The sequence below is a fragment of the Mucilaginibacter gilvus genome, assembly GCF_004054195.1.
In the GTDB taxonomy this organism is placed as follows: Bacteria; Bacteroidota; Bacteroidia; order Sphingobacteriales; family Sphingobacteriaceae; genus Mucilaginibacter; species Mucilaginibacter gilvus.
In genome coordinates this window covers 21,725-40,175 of the sequence record NZ_SBIW01000012.1, presented here as the reverse complement: position 1 = coordinate 40,175, position 18,451 = coordinate 21,725, and the positions used below count along the sequence as shown (strand labels likewise).

Below are 18,451 nucleotides of genomic sequence, written 5' to 3'. Positions count from 1 at the left end.
AATTTAACAAAGGCCCTGCAATTGCGGGGCCTTTGTGGTTAATACTATCGTACTAACTTACTTCACAATAATTATTTTTTTGGCATATACCTTTTGCCGTAATGTTACCCTCAGTAAGTATGTTCCGGGTAATTGGTTAGTGATATTTACAGCCGCGCTAAAGTTGCCTGCCGCTATGGTTTGCGATTGCTGGTACACTACCTGGCCGGCGGTATTCACAATTTCTATTTTGGCGGTGCCTGCTTCCTTTGCCACAAACACCACGTTTAAATTGCTAATGGCCGGAATTGGAAAAATGGTAAGCCCTATATCGGTACTGGTATCGGGGTGTTTAGCTACCAGCGCGAAGTTATACACGTTTGACCTGCTCACACAGCCCGTGTTTAAAGTTACCTCTATGGTATAATTCCCACTCTGGATAGGTGTGTAAGTTGCAGCCGTTGCACCAACTACGGCAACTCCATTTAAAAACCACTGGTTCCCTTCGGTGAAGTTAGAATTGAGCGCATCTCCGGTTTGGGTGATCACCGGTTTGTTTACAGTTACAGGCAAGCGCGCTGCCGAAGGGCAGCCTATGCTTTTTACATGCAGATTGTAAAAGTAATAGTAAAAACCTTTGTAATAGGTAGTATCGTTAGCGTTAGTGGGCGATTGCGCCGTATTACCCATAATACTGAAGATATTGCCAATTTTAAACGGATAACCGGTAACCCCGCTATTATTACGGAACACCGTTACTGTATTATCATACGAGGGTGTAATGGAGTAAGTGCCAGCGGTGGGCAGGGTTAAATTGAGCGTAACAAGTGTTCCCTGGTCTGCAGCATCGTCAATTTGTGCGCCCTCACCTGGTATGGTGCGGGTAGCAGTAGCGTTGATGGTGGTGGACGAAACCGTTTCGCCATTGGCGTTAGTTACCGTAAATGTTAGCTTCCCGGAGTTACCAAAGTACATTTTGGCTGTCTCTAATACTACAGGAACATTGGTATACACCGTTACCGATGGCCCAAACTGGTTGTACCCGCCACCCGGAAACGCTGTTTTTGCAAACGGACCAACGTTGCCGCTAAAATCATTTAATCCGGCATAAAAAGTATTGTTTACCGGGGCCGTGGTGGTTGAAGCAACAGGCCCGAAAGCTATTGGCAAAGCAGCCGTAGGCGAAGTATACCAAAGCAATTGCCCGTCGCCGGTGCCCTTAAGCAGGTACGAGTTATTGTTATTACACAAATACGCGCTTAAAGTACCCAATGCAGGCGGCAGGCTTATGCTTACCGTGCCGGTAGTTTTATCGTTAGTGGTTATGGGGTCGCCGGTTAAATGGGTTTCGGCAGTAATGGTGTAGGTAGCGCCTGCTACGGTATTAAACTTTCCTGTAAGGGTAAAATCAACCTCATCCAGCGGGCTGATGGTACCGGTGTAAACCTCGTTAAAGGTAACCGCCGTATTATTTTGTGAGGTTACCGTAACAGTAACCGGCACATTGCTAATGCTGGCGCTACCATAGTTCTTTAGCCTTACTATCACCGCCGTGGCTACCGCGCACGAGGTACCATCCTCCGCATTCACAATGGCTGTTGCCCCGGCATCGGCCACGGGTTTTAAAAATTGCACCCGGTAATCCTGCGTTTCGCCCTTGGTATAAGTACCGCAGGCGGCTATGGTTGATGCATCAGCGGTTTCGGCAAGCACTACACGCAACAGGCCGAAGTTACCGGGTATTACCGATAGCGGCACCGTAATATTACCGGTATAGGTAGCCGTTCCATTTACTACGTTGGTTGTGGCAGCCAGTTCATTGGCTGCAAACACACCATCGCCGTTCCAATCCACAAAAACTTTGGCTGCTTTGTTAAAATTGCTGCCGCAGCTACCCACGGTGATGCTGAAAGGATAAGTTTTTGCCTGCTCTAACTGCAGGGTAAGATTGGTATAATCCGAATAACCGGTGCATCCCGCGGCGGGGGTATTGTTGATATTGGAGAGCGTAAAATTATTCACCCTCGAATCGGCGGTTGATAATGGGCTCGATGCACAGTAAGCCGCCCCGCCAATACCCGTAGCAATAAGCGAATATGCCTGGCTGCCTGATGACAGCGTGCCTTTGTGTGACACGGTAATGGTATAGGTTTTACCCGGCGTAGCATTGGCAATGTACACCTGTTCAATATTATCGCGGATGTTATCGCCGGTGGTAGCTACCGCCGATGGGTTATCGGGGTTTAGCACGTATGGGTTAAAAGTGGAAGCGCCATCGCTTACGCGGATATCCAGATCGTTAACCAGTTTGGGTACCCTGCTGTTGATGGTGCCTTCGGCGTTTGGTATACCCTGTGGGTCTGTCCAGGAGATAGAAACCGCCAATGGCCCACTGCCTGATGCGGTAACCGTGAATGTTTTACTCTGCCCCTGCGTTAAGGCATTTTCACTGATGAGACTCTTTGTTCCATTATCAGTAATGGCCTGCGCGGCGGTGCGCATATTGAGCAAACCCCACCCGTAAATATAATCGGGACCAGGGTTTCCGGCATCAAATGCGGTGTGGCAGGCAAGCCCTTTAAGGGTGGCTGCACGCATAAAAGCGCCTGCATTCTTTTGCGCGTAATATTCCTGCAACAAGTAGAGCGAGCCCGTTACACTGGGCGCCGACATGGAAGTGCCCGACAAGGTAAGGTATGAATTGGGGCTGCTTACACCGGTAGATAACACGTTCTCGCCATCGGCCACAATATCGGGTTTAATGCGGCCATCATCTGTTGGCCCCCAGCTGCTAAAGTAGGAAACAGCTACATCGGAAAGGTTAACCGGGCCATTTGGCAAAGCCCCTACCGCGCCTATTGTTAATATATTTTTGGCGGTGCCTGTGGTGCTGATGATATCGTACCCATCGTTACTGCTGAGGTTTGCCGGCCTTGGCCCTTTGTTTACGATAGATGAATTGGTTTTACTGGCATAACCATAATAGGTTTCGCCGACCGCAGGGCCATTGCTGCCCCGGCTATTACCGGCCGATTCCACAATGAGATAATAGGGCGCGTTGTAGGCTATCCGGTCCCAGGCCTGTACACGGGCATCGTAAAAACCGAAATTATAATCTTCCGTATCGCCCGGGAGGCCGTACCATTCCCAATGGCCCGCAGTGCTATTATATTCCCAACCGGCCACATCGCCGTAAGAATGGTTAGAAAGCAGCAGGCCCGGTGCGGCGGCGCTCATTTCAGATACATCGTTATCAAAATCCCAGGAAGAGAGCACCGGCGTATTGAATGCCATCCCCCTTGCAGGGCCGTAAACCCCTTTGGCTATCATAGTACCCGCTACGTGGGTGGAATGATCGAGCACACTGGCGGCATCTTTGGAAGTGATGGTTTTGCCAGAAAATTCTACATGTGCCCCGTATACCGAGCCGCCATCCCAAATGGCCAGTTTGTTATTAAGAAAAGTACTGCTGCCAGATAAGTTGAGCCCCAAAGCACCGCCCGGCTGTACCGCGTTGGTACCTATAGTGGCAGCGGAAATAGTATTGTTATGCGTAACCAGGTAAACCGGGAACCCCAGACTGTTTACCCCCTGCAGCGTTTTCAAATTGCCTGTTTTGGTTTTACTGCGGATAGACCAGCCGCGCGCCTTCGCCAGCGAAACGGCTTTTTGCTGCCCGGTAATAAATGCCTGGTTGGCTTGCGCGGATATGCGGTTGAGTTCCTGCTTTTTAGCGGCATCAACCAATGGGTTTTGCGCAAACGCGGGAGAGATGCAACAAAAACATAAAAAACTTAATAATTGAGCCAGGTGAAGTTTTCTCATAAATTAAAAAAGCAGGCGGATGTACAAGTTTCCACATTTAAAGGCGGATAAAAAAGCAGAACAGCGGATAACTTTAACAGTTAAAGTGGTTTTTTTTTAATAAACCTTACTCCAAATACGTTTAAACACCAGATTAACCATGACCGGGAATAATTCATCCTCGCAAATACAACCCTGTTTTAACAATATATATATTGTTCAGCGAAATTATATAGCCAAAAAATACCCTAAAAGCAGACCTTTTCGTAATAGTTAACAAACTAAAAGCACATGGGCTGCGTATACAGTATATATGTAATTTTGTTATATATAATATATTGATTTGCACCGTTTTTGATTAAATTTGTGTGTATATTAAAATAATATCTCAAAGCTTTGAAAAAACTATTATTTAGGTCGTTTCTCTTAAGTATTTTTATTGCCACAATTATAGGCCGTATTGCCTACGGCCAAACGCCGGCTGCGGGAGTAGCAACATTTCAATTCCAAACCGGCACCCAAACAAATTCTTCTTCAAATTTTGCTGATTTTGTGCCAACGAGTGTTTTGACCGCAGATGGTGGCTTTGGATATGAATTCATAACACAATGTACCGGTGCTACTACAAGTTTTTATCCCCAAGTATCTTATGTTAATTTTTCGGGAACGGATGCCACTCTTAGTTTCGACAGAAGTAATAATGCGATTACTGTCACTGCTGCTTTTATCCGCAGTGCCAGAACCGGCGCGGCAACAACGCAAGGTTTGACATCAAAACCTGTTGCCGGGGGGGAATTTAGATTCACATCTTTAGATTTACTGGCTATATCCGCAGCGACAACATCTGTATCGTTACAGGCTTATAAGAACGGGGTAGCTGTTGGTTCGGCAGTACTGGTAACAGGATTATCAACGTCTACAAAAAAACCAGTTGATCTATCTGCCAATAGCGATTTTTATAATATCGATGAGATTGGCATTACCGGTTTTGCCGCAGACGGTATACGCGTAGATAACTTGACGACGGCAGCGATTCCCTTCTTTATTAATTCACCGGCAACAAACACCTACTATAATATTGGCAATAACTTTACCATATCGGTAACTAATCCTCCGTCAGGAACTTTAGGGGTAGACTACTTTGCAAATGGTGTTCAATTAGGTACCCGCTCCACCGTTTCGCCATTTTCTGTTAACGCAACCGCTACTACTGGCGGCTCTTACAGTATTGTTGCCAAGGCGTATAACGCCACTTCGGCAGGAACACTCTTAGGTACAACAGCGGCAATTATCGTTAACGTTTACCCGCCTGCACCATCCACTACAGACGGATCCAATTGTGGCACCGGACCGGTTTCTGTAAGTGCATCAGGTACACCAACGGGAGGCACCTTTTATTTGTATTCTGCCGCTACAGGTGGTACGGCAATTTCCAGCAGTACTTCAACCACTTTTTCTACACCTTCTATCTCGGCGACAACCACTTATTACGTTTCTTATGCAGTGAGTGGGGTAGAAAGCACTTCTCGCACAGCTGTAACGGCCACTATCAATACACTGCCAACTGCCGCCTTTACAGCCACAACGCCGGTTGTAATCAACGCAAATTCTACGGTTACATTAACCAGTACCTATTCTGCCTCTTTAACCTACGCCTGGAATTTTAACGGAGGCACCCCATCAACAGGGTCAGGCCAGGGGCCGTTCTCAGTACAATGGTCAACTGCGGGCACAAAAAACATAACGCTTACGGTTACCAGTGCTGCAGGCTGTACCACGGCTACTGCATCGCAATCAGTTACCGTTAATACGCCCGTACCAACAGTAACTGGTGCCGGCTCGGGCTGCGGTGCCGGCTCGGTAACGCTTACCGCGGCAGGTGGTCAGCCTACCGGTGGTGTTTATAATTGGTATGGCGTTGCTACAGGTGGTACTGCTTTGGCAACCGGTACAACCTTCGCGCCAATTACCAGCGGTACCTATTATGTAGATTATACAGCGGGGGGCGTAACAAGCTCTCGCAGCACCGGCAGTGTAGTAACTATTAACCCTATAGTATCATCGCCCACCAGTAACGCTTATTTTTCATATTCGTTTGATGGCAATATTAATGATATTTCAGGCAACCTGAACGATGGGGTACTGTCGGCAAGCCCGCCAGCTGCCACCACCGGCAGGTTTGGTGCACCTTCTGCAGCATACAATTTCACGGGAACCAGCAGCCAGTACATATACACGTCAAAATCTGTGGTAAACCCGCAAACCTTTACCATAAGTGCGTGGTTTAATACCACCACCACAACCGGCGGCCTCATTGTGGGCTTTTCTTCGCAGACTAACGGGCAGGCCCAGCACGATAGGAAAATATATATGGATAATGCAGGTAAGCTGTATTTCGGGGTATATAGCGGCGCTACCAACACCATCGTTACAGCTGGTACGTATAATGATGGCAACTGGCACCACGTAGTTGCTACGTTATCTGCAGCAAACGGTACCAGGTTATATGTAGACAATACGCTACAGGCCTTTAATGCCAGCTTTATAGCCGCAGAACCTCACAATGGTTACTGGCTAATAGGAGGACCTTATGTTAACGGCTGGCCAAACGCACCCACAAGCAATTATTTCACTGGTAAAATTGATGATGTATCTGTTTTTAGTACGGAGATGACAGCGGCCGCTGTAGCCGCTTCTAACAACGTTAATCAGATTGGCGCCTATGGCCCTGTTTGCGTTGGCAGCCCAATAACCATTTATAGCCCAACCATAACAGGCGCAACCTATTCCTGGAAAGACCCAAATGGAACCACGTTAACCGGCACCGCCAACAGCACCACCTTCCCGTTAGCAGTAGCGGGTACATACACACTTACAGTAACTAACGGCCCGGGGAGCTGTACATCAACAGCAACTTACACACCAACTTTATACGCTTTGCCCGCACCGGTAATTACCAGCCCTGCTACAGTTGCCACAGGTGCATCGGCTGCTTTTAGTACAACCGCTGTGGCCGGCGAAACATATTCGTGGACAACCGATGGTGGTACGCCTGCAACCGGCACCGGTAATACCATTTCTGTAAACTGGGCCACTGCCGGGGTTAAAAAAGTAATTGTTACCGCAACAAATGCTAACGGTTGCAGCGTATCTGTTACACAAACTATAGCAGTTACCAAAACGGTTGCATCTGGCAATTATGCCTTTAGCCAGGGTATTACGGTAAGCGCGCTGGGTAATACCGGCACCTTATCTAATTTCCCGATGCTGGTTTATATAAAAGAAGATGCACTAAAATCGGCAGTTAACTGCGCTAACAACGTTCAGTTTCCAACAGGTTTATCTGCCGTTAACGGGTACGATTTTGCCTTCACAACAAATGGGGGCACGAATGAGTTGTTTTACCAGGTAGAAAGCTTTGACGCCACTACCGGCACTTTAACAGCCTGGGTTCAGGTACCAACTGTTACCACGGCGGCAACGTCGCTTACCTTTTACTTTGGCTCGGCGGCTCCGGCACACGACGCAAGCTTTGCGTATGGTACCTGGAGCAGCGATTACCTTGCGGTATATCACTTTAACGAAGGCAGCGGTACTGTGTTAGATGGTACTACTTATCAACGGTCTTCCACGGCCACCAATGCTACCAGTACAACTGCGGGTAAAGTATCTTCAGCCTATTTATTTGATGGCACAAGCACAAAAATTGTATCGGCCTCTTCGGCAGATATTACGGGTAACTTTACGCTATCGGGATGGGCCTTTGTTACCGATTTTAGTAGCAGCGATCGAAAGATTGTCACTAACCAAAGCAACTCTGCAAATGGCGGTTACAAATTAGGCTATTATGGCGGCAGCGCTACAACTGTAAAGGCCGAGATTGAAACGCGTGCCTACTCCGGTGCATCAACTTTAAACCGGGGCGAAGCCGGTGGTACCATTGTTACCACAGGTGCCTGGCACTATGTACAGGGTGTATACACCGGCACAAATTTCATTACTTATTTTGACGGAGTTGCAGACCGATCTGGCACTACGGGCGCGACAGCCGGAACCGGCGGGCCAATAATTGTAGGGTCTGACTTTGGAACAGGTAACTTTTTTAAGGGAACTTTGGATGAGATCAGGGTATCTAACGTAGTCAAATCTGCGGATTGGATAAAAGCCGAATACTTTAACCAAAATAATTATCTTACCACAACCGCCACTAATGCCGACTTTACAACCAACGCTGCTAATGCAAAGGCTATAGGTGGTTCTATTGTTTATACCTGGACGGGGGCCACTAATACATCAACAACCGCTCCGGGCAACTGGAAAACACCCGCATCTAACAATCCGGTAGCGACAATTGCAATACCTACAGATGGCTCGGCCAGTATAATTGTCAATAACGTAACCAATAAGCCGTCCTTAGCTGCCGCTGCAACATTTTATGGTGTAACTGTAGCAGCAGGTTCAAGCTTAGATCTAAATGGAAATACCCTTACGGTAGGTTGTAACGTTTACAATAGCGGCACCATTAACACCGCAGGTACTACCAATACATCTACCTTAATATTTAATGGCTCTGCCGCCACCCAAACATACACTGCCGCTGCTACTTCAAATACGGCGAGCATCGGTACTATGACTGTGAATAACACGGCAGGTGGTACAATAACCGTTAGCGGCGGCCCTATTGATGTTTACAACCAATTGGTGATCACTAAAGGTAACCTCACCATTGCAGGTACAACTACGCTTTCATTAAAAAGCTCTGGAACATTAACGGCTAATGTACCGGCAATTCCGTCAACATATGCCATAACCGGTAACGTTACGGTAGAACGCTGGTTTACCGGCGGCTCAATAAGCAACCGTGGCTGGCGTATGCTCAGTTCGCCTGTAAATAACAATACTATTAGCCCGCTTGCAGCAAATGGCACTACCGCAACAACCGCAACATTTAACTTTTCGAGTTTAAAAACCAATTTATTAATTACCGGTGTGGGAGGTAGCGGGGCCGGGTTCGATCAACCATCGGGTTATACTGCTAATGGCTCAACTATATTATTTTACACACCATCAAACGCCCTGTTCACCTGGCCTACGTCATTAAATACTGTGCCAACAAGGCCGGTAGGTTCGGGTTTTTATTTCTACTTCAGGGGTAATAATACAACAAACACGGTGGGTAAGGTAATAAAATCGGGCGGTGTTTATACAGCACCGGAGGCTAACGTGGTGGGGCTACAAACCGGTACGCTTAATCAGCAGGCATTCAGATACACGTTGTCATACACAGCAACTACAGGCGTAAAAAACTTTAACCTGGTTGGCAATCCATATCCGTCCACCATTAGCATGAGTAGCACACCACAAACCGGTACTACAGGCTTTATTTACACTTACACCCCCGGCGCGACTGCTATTTTCACGCAACCCGGCGCTATCAACATAGCCAGCGGGCAGGGCTTTTATGTAAAAGCCAACGCAGCCACAAGCTACATTAGTTTTGCTGAAACTTTAAAAACGGCAACGCAACCAACAGGAGCGAGTTTGTTAATGGGTGTACCTGTTGAAATTAAGGAGCCGATGATCACCATGAAGATGATACAGGACTCTTCTAATTACGACATTACTTACCTGCGTTACCTGGATAGCTATAAAGACACCTACTATGATATGGAAGACGCGGACGACCTTAACGGAAGCGGCCAAACTGTATTTTTCGGCGCGTTAACTAGCGATAAAAAATTAGTTGCTATTGCTTCACAACCGATGGCCAAACAACGCACATCCGTATTTTTAAGCGTAGATGATGCCACCACCGGCATTTATACTTTGAAAAGAACAGGGTTGATTGGCATACCGGCGGCCTATGATGTTTACCTGATGGACCACTTTAAAAAGGATTCGCTTGACCTGCGCGCAAACGACACCTACAGCTTTAACCTGAATAAAAGCAATACCGCTACTTTTGGTAACGAACGATTTGAGGTGATTATCAGGAAAAAAACATTACCTCCCTACAAACTTGTGGCGTTCACCGGCGAAAAAACCGGCAATGATGTTTTGTTACGGTGGGATACCCAAAACGAATTCGACTATACCGGCTTCGAACTGCAGAAAAGTTACGATAATGCTACCTTTGAGGCTGTGCGGAACATGCAGTCCACATCGGCCGGCACTTATACTTATAAAGATCTGTTCTCGGTTACCGATAGCAAACCGGTTTACTATCGCTTAAAACAAACAGACATTAATGATAACATCAGTTATTCGCAGGTGGTGATCATCACAACCAACGGTAACGGCACCTTTAGCGTTTTCCCCAACCCGGCCACAAACGTTATACAATTTAGCCTTGCAAAACCTATTAAATCGCAGGTAAGGCTAAGGATCTATAATTCTATGGGCATATTGATGAAAACAAGTATCTTTACAACTTCAACCGGTCAGCAGGACATTTCGTCATTGCCAATAGGTAGTTATACGATAGAAATAGTTGATCTAAGCACTAAAACACCTACGCTTACCGGTAAATTTATAAAACTTTAAGATATGTGGAGAAGGTTTAGTTGCATTGTGGTGTCTGTTTTAGCATTGGTTATGTATAGTAATATAGTACTTGCACAATGCGATGAAGTACCAAACCCCGGCAACCCGGATGATCCCGGATATGACCCCAACGGTTGCCCTGTCCCGCTTGATACCTGGGTATTTATCCTTGTAGCTATTGGACTGGTTTACACCGTATATATCCTCCACAAAAAACAAAAAAGCCTTTCTGCTTAAGCAAAAAAGCAAATAATATAAAAAGCAAAGGGCCCTTTCTGATAACCAGAAAGGGCCTTTTGTATTTCTTATAAACTTTATGACTTTATTAATTTAACCGGTGGGTTAAGGTTAAGCTGTTTAACAATACCTTCCACTACCTTAGGTATTTCGCGCAGGGTGGTTTTTGGGTCGTGCAGTTCGCCAACACCGTAACCGCGCCATACCAGCGTATTTGTTTTTGGGTCTATCAGGTCGATAATAATCGTTCCTTCTTTATAAGGCACCCGTGCGGCGTAAGAACCGCCGTAATTAGGGAAGCCGTAGCCGTAGTAGCCATAGCCAAACGGGCGGTACCAGCCGTACCCAAAGCCGCCATAATAGCCGCCATACATAGGCGAATAATAGTAAGTAATTTTAGAGCCCCGCCCGGTAACGGTGGCATAGCCAACCAGCAAGTCGGGGTTTTGCTCGTTTAAGGTTAAGCCCTTTTGCAGCAAGGCGTTTTTAGCAGATTCCTGTAGCTTGCCGTTGCCAATTTCGGTAAGGGGGCGCCATTGCTTGCCCGAATCCCTTTTCATGGGTGCCCAGGCAAAGGTGCGGTAACTGCTTAAGTTTGTTTTGTTTGCCGCGGCTGTATAGTAGTTGTAACTGCTGCAGGCCGACAGTACCGAAACAAACGTTACCGCCAGCATTAAATAAATATATTTTTTCATAGCAACACCTTTTTATTTATAAGTCTTAGACAAGGGTATAAGCAAAGGTTTAACGGAGTGAAAACTTTTTTTTGACATACATGACTGCCTGCTTATGTTACGGTTATCAACTAATGGGTGTACACTAAACTATAAAAGCGTGCATATCTATGTCAACCCTGTTAAAATACAACTTATTGATTGATAGCTTTTTATAAAGTTAACATCGGAAATTGTGTTAACTTTTGTAAACTTTTTGAGCTGGCTCGGGGTTGTGGAATGTCGGCTTAGGACAAATACTTCCCAACTATAGGCATCCTCCGGCCCATACCAAATGCCTTTGGCGATACCCGCAATATTGGCGGGGTTTGGTAGCGTTTATGCTCGGATATATTAACCAGCCTAAGAACTTTTCGCACCACGGCTTCTTCAAAACCCAATTTTATAATTTCGGCAGAAGAACGCCTGTTGAGGATATATTCATACAATATCGCATCCAAAATATCATATTCGGGGAGGGAGTCGGTGTCCTTTTGATCGGGCCGTAACTCTGCCGACGGTGGTTTTACAATAGTATTTTCGGGGATGATCTCCCGGTCTTTATTGATCTCGCGGGCCAGTTCAAAAACCTGCGTTTTAAAAACGTCGCCAATTACCGAGATGCCGCCGCACATATCACCATACAAGGTTCCGTAGCCAACCGCGGCTTCGCTTTTGTTGGAGGTATTGAGCAAGATGTACCCAAACTTATTACACATGGCCATCAGCACCACCGCCCTGCTACGCGATTGAAGGTTCTCCTCGGCAATATTAAAAGGCAGGTTTTTAAACTGCGGCGACAGGGCGCTCTCAAACGATTCGGTAATTTTGGCTATCGCCACGGTTTCGCTTTTGCAGCCCAGGTTTTTCACCAGGTCCTCAGCATCCTTTATAGAATGGTCGCTGGAGAAACGCGAGGGGAGCAGCACTGCCATCACATTTTCGGGGCCTAAAGCTTCAGCCGCCAAAGCACAAACCACCGCAGAATCAATCCCGCCGGATAAGCCCAATATGGCCTGCTTAAAGCCCGATTTATAAAAATAATCCTTTATCCCTAATATCAACCCCTCGTGGATTTGCTCTATGTCGCTCTGGTGGGCCGCCTTAATGGTAGACGCGTGCTCAAAGCTAACGCTGGCGTCATCATTCAGCGTATAATAAGTAAGGGCCTCTTTAAAATACGGCAACTCATCCAGCAAAACGCCGGTGTTATCAAATATCAGCGAGCCCCCATCAAATATCAGTTCGGTTTGCGCGCCAACGTGGTTCACATAAAAAAGCGGCAGGTTGTAACGGATGGCATTATCCTTCAATATCTCAATTCGTTCCTCATCATGGTTATACGCAAACGGCGATGCCGCGATGTTGATCATCACATCGGGCTTTTGCTTGATCAGGGTATCCATGGGGCGGGTAATGTACAGCGGGTTTTCTATAGTGTTCCATAGGTCCTCGCAAATAGTAAGTGCTATGCGTTTCCCTTTAAAATCAATACAGCTAAACTGGGTAGACGGTTCAAAATAGCGGTACTCGTCAAAAATATCGTAATTAGGCAGCAGCGCCTTGTTTACTACTGCCTTCACCGTTCCGTTCTCAATAAAATAGGCCGAATTATTAAGGTCCTTACCTTCGGGGTTGTTATTTGGTGTAGGCAGCCCTATAATGCAGGCTATATCGTGGCATTCGGTCGCAATAGTTTTGGCGGCCTCATCACAAAGGGTAATAAACTCGTTAAACTCTAAAAAATCGCGTGCTGGGTAACCACAAACGCACAGTTCGGCAAATACCACCAGATCGGCACCGTTTTGTTTGGCTTCGCGGATGTGCTGGATGATCTTATTGGTGTTGGATTCGAAGTTGCCTACGTGATAATTAAGCTGGGCTAATGCGATCTTCATGGTGTATGGTAGTATTGCTTACGCTGTAATGCAAATAAAAAAATTATTTTTGCTAAAACGACAGAAATGGATTTCTATTCTCTAAAAACGAGGCTTATTTATTTAAGCTTTATCACCCTAATATTTAGCGCCTGTAACAAACATAAAAAAATTGACGTTAGCAATATACCTGTTGATGTAAAAATTGAACGTTTTGACCGGGATTTCGACTCGTTGCGCGTAAAGCCAATGGACGAGCAGGCGGGTGTGCTGTATAAAAAATACGGCGTTTTTTATACCGATTTTATTGAACGTGTGATGAAAGCCGGGAGCGCCCGCGATACCGCTTATTTTACCAGGCTGCGTGCAATTTTTGCTGATAAAGCCTACGCCGACCTAAAACATGATGTGGACGCCGCCTACCCTAACCTGGATAAGCAAACCGAAGAACTAACCGATGCTTTTAAACACATTAAATACTATTACCCAAAAAAGAACCTGCCCAAACTTTACGCTTATTTCTCGGGCTTCGAGGCGCAAACCTCAATTGGTGACGGCTACTTCGGTATTGGATTGGACCTGTTTCTGGGTGCCGATTCTAAATTTTACCCCTCGCTTGTAAACGCTTTTCCGCGTTATGTAAGCCGAAGGTTTACACCCGATAATATTACCCCACGGGTGGTAGAAGGTATGGCACGTGAGGATATGTTCCCGGAGTATGAACGCGATAAGTCACTACTCGCTAAAATGGTGTACAACGGCAAGATCATGTACTATATGGACCAGATATTACCCGATGTACCCGATTCTACTAAAATTGGTTACAGCACCAAACAAACCAAATGGTGCGAAGATTATAAAGGCGATATATGGAGCTACTTTTTAGAAGAGAACATGCTTTACGAAAGTGATTACCAAAAAATACAAAAGTATTTGAATGAGGCGCCCTTTACGCCCGGGCTTGGCCAGGATAACGAATCGGCCCCAAAACTTGCCGTATGGACCGGCTGGCAAATTGTACGCGCTTACATGGACAAACACCCGGATGTTACCCTGCAGCAACTAATGGCAGATAAAGACGCCCAAAAGATTTTGAACGAGGCCAAGTACAGGCCGAAGAATCCGTAATAGCAATATCTATTATCCACCACGCCATCTCCAATAAACTGGCGGGGCAGAGTGGGGCGTAAGGAGAGATCTTATACGCCCTGCATAAAAATGCAGATCGTACAAGCACGGCGTTCAAGATTTCTCCTCGCTATCGCTCGATAGAAGTGACGCAGCGGAGCAAAAAAAAAGCGTCGCCGAACGGCAACGCTTTCATAAATATCTACGAGTAAAACTTAGTCTAAAATTTTGAAAACCGCTCTTAACGCGATGATTGAAGCAAACAACAAAATGAGGTTTGATACTAAAGTAGCATGCGGAAACTCTGCAAAACGCAAATAGCAGCCTACTAAACCTATAATGATGGTAAGAATTAAAAATTTATAGTGGCCTTCTTTATTGGCATTTTCCATTGATTGCATAATCCTGTTGTTTTTTATTCGCCACAAAAATATAAATGTTTACCGAAAAACGATAACCTTTTTAAGCTTTTACCGCTTTTTTGTTCCAGCCCTGCGGCAGGTTTTCCTCAATCTCAATATTCTCGAACTCGGCACTTGCGCGCGAGCCTACTACCCTGGCCCAGGCAGCCATTTTGCTGATACCATCCTTTAAGCTTACGTTGGCGCTTTCGCCAAAAACACCGGCTGCTTTTGAGTGGTCGCTGTGTGCGTGCATAACCTCCTTACGCGCTTCCAGGTGGGTTACTTTTGGCTCCACCCCAAGCTCATTGGCAACTACCTGCACCAGTTCGTTCACGGTGTAAGGTTTATCGGCACCTACGTTAAATACCTCGTTGTACGCGGCAGGCACGTTAGGGCTGTTGGCAATATGCGGGGCAACATCATCAATATAGCTAAACGCGCGGGTTTGCTCACCATCACCAAAAATGGTCATTGGCTTTTCCTGCATAATTTGGTTCATAAAAATGCCGATAACGTTACGGTATTTATCGCCGATGTTTTGGTTCTCGCCGTAAACATTATGCGGGCGAAACACCACATAGTTTAAGCCGAACATGTGGTGAGCTGCCTTCAGATCCATCTCCACAGCGTATTTGGCAACGCCGTAGGGGTCTTCGGGTTGTGGTACCAGGGCTTCGCGCATAGGCAGTTGCCCTGCGCCATAAACAGCTATAGATGAGGCGAACACAAAACATTTCACTTTATGCAAAATAGAAAGGTTAATGAGGTTAACCGAGCCTATCAGGTTGTTATTGTAATTGAACCTGCGGATAAAGTGCGAGAGGCCTTCGGCCGCATAAGCAGCCAGGTGGTACACATAATCAAACTTATGCTCCTCAAACAATTTCTCCAATAATTCATAATCGTTGATAGAACCAACTATAAACTCAACGCCCGCCGGTACATGGTCTTCAAAACCGCCGCTCAGGTCGTCTAAAACAATTACTTTATGCCCGAGGTTAAGGCAATGCCTGGCTACGTGTGAGCCTATAAAACCGGCACCGCCGGTCACCAATGATGTGATCATATTACTTAAATAGTATGGTTTAGTTTCAACTTATTTGGCACCAGCATCCTGCCATCTCTCAAATATCCTAAAAAAATACTAACCGGCTCTTTAAAATTTATTAATTGCTTACGCCGGCAGGTTGTGCCATTGCGGCAACTGCTTGCAAAAACCAGGCCGCATGGGGTATCCACTGCTCTGTCCAGCGCCACTCGTTGCCTTTTGCTTCCCTCTTAAAATCTATTCCCGAACCGTCGGGACAACCATCTTTGCCGGTAACACCGTTAGAAATGCCCCCTCGCTCGCTTCCGTGTCCATAATTTGACGCCATATAAGGCACATTATTTTTTCCGAAACCGTAAATAAAACTCATGCTATAAGGGTTGCAACCCATTATCCACGACATCTGTCGTTCCGCATAATTCGCAAGTGTTGCTTTTATTCCCCAATTCCCCTCGGCCGGATAGGCTACCCTGCCTCCCACAACCGCAGCTGTTGCCAACGAGCCAAGGCGTGCATTCTCGCCCTGCCACCACCACCCGGTCTCATTTTCGTGCGGGATAAAAAAGCCATCTTTAACCTTCCCTTTAAACAAAAAGCTTTGGCGGGCATACCCAAAAGGGTTGCTTATTTTATTGGTAACCGCCACGTTATAATCCAATGCCTGCCTAATGGTTTTTAAGGCAGCCGCACGATAAGCTTCGTCCTTTTCTTTATCCAGATACCTTGATAGGGCTACCACCGGCAAACCCGCATCCGATGCATGGAAATATGGGCGATCTGCATCGTTGGAGATAAAATACCCGGCGGTAGTCATTCTTCCGTTCAGGTTCTTAGCGCGTTTGCGGGCCTCATCACGGTATTGATCTTCGCCGGTAGCTATCCAAAGTTCGGTAGCGGCCATCAGCGCGCAGTAGTCGTCGATGATGTTTTCTTTACCATCGTCATCGTATTTGGTGTTGTTGATGAGCAGATGCGCAAAAGCGCGTTTGGCACCATCTAAATATTGGGCGGAGGTAAATTCGCCGTTCTTTTTCCATTGCGAGATGCGGGCGAGTGCGGCTATGGCCATTCCCCCACCCTCGCGGAAAGCACATTGGTATTGGTTGGTGGTAACGCTGTTGGCCAGCAGGCCCACCACGCGGCGGGCGTTAGGGTCCTTATTAAAATAGCTGAACACGATCATATAAAAATAATCGTCTTTACTTAAGGCGCGCATCATGTAGTCGGCACCGTAAAGCGCCTCATTATCAAGCGAATCCTTTAAATTCCATTTGGTTAACAATTGCGGGATGGCTTCTGATGCGCTCACCATGCTCCAGGTTACCAGGGGCGTTTGCTGCGGCGAAAAATAGTTGGCATACGCCAGATGCGAAAAATATTTGCTTACATCGCCCGAGGCATCGCACCAGCCACCGCGCAGATCTACCTTTTGATTGCTGCCAAAAAGTTGCATTTTAGCATCGGCAGCAAGTTCGCCGGGGGTGTTGGCGCGCTGCTTGTTATAGTAGTGAATGATAGCAGAAAGTGTACGTTTGGCCACCATGTTCTCCCCTATTTCGAAAGGATAGGAAGTATAGGTAAGTCCCTCATATTTAATACGTAAGCTGTATTTACCCGCCGTTTTAAATGCCGAAAAATTGGCCTGGAAAAACAGCTTGCCGGGCAACCAGTCTGCTATGGTTTCCGGGGTGGTTAACATGCCGGCATAGGCAACCTGGCCGCTGGCAACGTTCACCAGGTTAAAGCTAAATGCCTTGGTTAGTTTATTATCAAACTGCAGCACGCCTACCTTGGGGCCGTTGCTATCAAAGGCTACCTGGTTGAGGTAGATAACAGGATCTGCGAAGGCTGCAGCTGCAATAAGTAATAAGATGATTAAAGGGTAGAATTTTTTCATATATTTTATTTTTCATCGTAGCCGAAGATGCAACGCCTTGCGTCTTCGGCACGCTAATCGCTGCGTTGGTTACCGTCTAAGGAACTCATGGTCGCCTTCGGCCAGGATTTTTTTTATCACTTTGTACTCAGAGTCCCTGGCATCTACTTCAATCTTCGCTAAGGTTGCAATTACTGCCCGCAACGGAATTCCCTCTCCAAAATAACTTACCTGCCAACTTTGCGGCGCTTCGCCATTCAACGGTTTTGGGTCTTTAGCCTCCAACGAAATAGTAGTATTTTTTGCATCAGCACTCAGCAGGCTTATCAGCCTTTGTCCGGTGCTATCAATCTCCTTTTTCAAAACAGTGGCCTTTCCCCTACGGATCATTAAATAAGCCGAATAGTTAAGATTATCGTTGCCTGCGGAATTTGTAAAAACAACTTCCCTCAGTTCATGCCTGATGAGGTCAATATGATCCATAAGCTCATTCACCGCTGCAGTGGCCCGCTTTGCCCTCAATAGTAAGTTAGAGGCTTTTTCCGCGTCGCGATTATGCGCTTTATTTTTGAACGTTTGGTAAGATACATTGATGCTGCTATCGAGCCTTTTCCGCGATGCGTCTAAACTTTTTGTAATAACATCGAAAGAGTTAAGCAGGTTAGTTGGTATGCTTACCCATGCGTAAGCAATAAGGCCGGTGGCCGCAAGTATAATAAGCAATATCCAAACTGCTTTCCTTTTCATTTGATTAAATACACCCGGGTGAGATAACAGATGCTGCCTCTAATGTAATATTTTATTTTCTATTTGCCCATCAGCCCACGTATCTGCCGGGCAAA

Annotated in this window: 10 protein-coding genes; 3 read left to right on the top strand and 7 right to left on the bottom strand. The window is 46.3% G+C overall.

All coding sequences use genetic code 11. The features are described 5' to 3' along the window. Window positions 1-57: 57 nt before the first annotated feature. On the bottom strand, window positions 58-3,804 hold the full coding sequence (locus EPL05_RS19985) for a S8 family serine peptidase (protein WP_128535769.1): 3,747 nt from the start codon (window positions 3,802-3,804) through the stop codon (window positions 58-60). A 375-nt stretch (window positions 3,805-4,179) separates the two neighbouring features. On the opposite strand from EPL05_RS19985, the gene EPL05_RS19980 reads away from it, so the two are divergent. Together EPL05_RS19980 and EPL05_RS19975 are read left to right on the top strand one after the other, a co-directional pair. Next, on the top strand, window positions 4,180-10,326 hold the full coding sequence (locus EPL05_RS19980; RefSeq protein WP_128535768.1) for a LamG-like jellyroll fold domain-containing protein: 6,147 nt from the start codon (window positions 4,180-4,182) through the stop codon (window positions 10,324-10,326). 3 nt (window positions 10,327-10,329) lie between these two features. Beyond that, the gene (locus EPL05_RS19975; protein ID WP_128535767.1) at window positions 10,330-10,563 is read left to right on the top strand and encodes a hypothetical protein; all 234 of its coding nucleotides are present in this window, start codon (window positions 10,330-10,332) and stop codon (window positions 10,561-10,563) included. Between the two features lie 77 nt (window positions 10,564-10,640). Here the strand turns inward: EPL05_RS19975 and EPL05_RS19970 are convergent, their stop codons facing one another. Next, complete coding sequence (locus EPL05_RS19970; RefSeq protein ID WP_128535766.1) at window positions 10,641-11,258, bottom strand: DUF4136 domain-containing protein; 618 nt, start codon at window positions 11,256-11,258, stop codon at window positions 10,641-10,643. Between the two features lie 266 nt (window positions 11,259-11,524). After that, window positions 11,525-13,174, bottom strand: coding sequence for an NAD+ synthase (locus EPL05_RS19965; protein ID WP_128535765.1), 1,650 nt, complete (start codon window positions 13,172-13,174; stop codon window positions 11,525-11,527). Between the two features lie 66 nt (window positions 13,175-13,240). Here EPL05_RS19965 and gldB point away from each other — a divergent pair, with 66 nt between their 5' ends. Continuing rightward, window positions 13,241-14,281, top strand: coding sequence for a gliding motility lipoprotein GldB (gene gldB / locus EPL05_RS19960; RefSeq protein WP_128535764.1), 1,041 nt, complete (start codon window positions 13,241-13,243; stop codon window positions 14,279-14,281). A gap of 215 nt (window positions 14,282-14,496) precedes the next feature. Here the strand turns inward: gldB and EPL05_RS19955 are convergent, their stop codons facing one another. The 4 genes from EPL05_RS19955 to EPL05_RS19940 all read right to left on the bottom strand — a co-directional run bounded on the left by EPL05_RS19955 (window position 14,497) and on the right by EPL05_RS19940 (window position 18,356). Beyond that, window positions 14,497-14,682: a hypothetical protein gene (locus EPL05_RS19955; RefSeq protein ID WP_128535763.1), complete on the bottom strand. Its 186-nt coding sequence runs from the start codon at window positions 14,680-14,682 to the stop codon at window positions 14,497-14,499. 61 nt (window positions 14,683-14,743) lie between these two features. Beyond that, complete coding sequence (locus EPL05_RS19950) at window positions 14,744-15,751, bottom strand: NAD-dependent epimerase/dehydratase family protein (protein ID WP_128535762.1); 1,008 nt, start codon at window positions 15,749-15,751, stop codon at window positions 14,744-14,746. A 100-nt stretch (window positions 15,752-15,851) separates the two neighbouring features. After that, complete coding sequence (locus EPL05_RS19945; protein ID WP_128535761.1) at window positions 15,852-17,630, bottom strand: glycoside hydrolase family 9 protein; 1,779 nt, start codon at window positions 17,628-17,630, stop codon at window positions 15,852-15,854. A 69-nt stretch (window positions 17,631-17,699) separates the two neighbouring features. Continuing rightward, window positions 17,700-18,356 (bottom strand): hypothetical protein, encoded by a 657-nt coding sequence (locus tag EPL05_RS19940; RefSeq protein ID WP_128535760.1) that lies wholly within the window; start codon window positions 18,354-18,356, stop codon window positions 17,700-17,702. Window positions 18,357-18,451: the final 95 nt, after the last annotated feature.

Bases quoted from the DNA above. Each gene is read 5' to 3' on its own strand.
- EPL05_RS19940 (WP_128535760.1), bottom strand. From the start codon at position 18,356: ATGAAAAGGAAAGCAGTTTGGATATTGCTTATTATACTTGCGGCCACC.
- EPL05_RS19970 (WP_128535766.1), bottom strand. From the start codon at position 11,258: ATGAAAAAATATATTTATTTAATGCTGGCGGTAACGTTTGTTTCGGTA.
- EPL05_RS19965 (WP_128535765.1), bottom strand. From the start codon at position 13,174: ATGAAGATCGCATTAGCCCAGCTTAATTATCACGTAGGCAACTTCGAA.
- EPL05_RS19985 (WP_128535769.1), bottom strand. From the start codon at position 3,804: ATGAGAAAACTTCACCTGGCTCAATTATTAAGTTTTTTATGTTTTTGT.
- gldB (WP_128535764.1), top strand. From the start codon at position 13,241: ATGGATTTCTATTCTCTAAAAACGAGGCTTATTTATTTAAGCTTTATC.
- EPL05_RS19955 (WP_128535763.1), bottom strand. From the start codon at position 14,682: ATGCAATCAATGGAAAATGCCAATAAAGAAGGCCACTATAAATTTTTA.
- EPL05_RS19950 (WP_128535762.1), bottom strand. From the start codon at position 15,751: ATGATCACATCATTGGTGACCGGCGGTGCCGGTTTTATAGGCTCACAC.
- EPL05_RS19975 (WP_128535767.1), top strand. From the start codon at position 10,330: ATGTGGAGAAGGTTTAGTTGCATTGTGGTGTCTGTTTTAGCATTGGTT.
- EPL05_RS19945 (WP_128535761.1), bottom strand. From the start codon at position 17,630: ATGAAAAAATTCTACCCTTTAATCATCTTATTACTTATTGCAGCTGCA.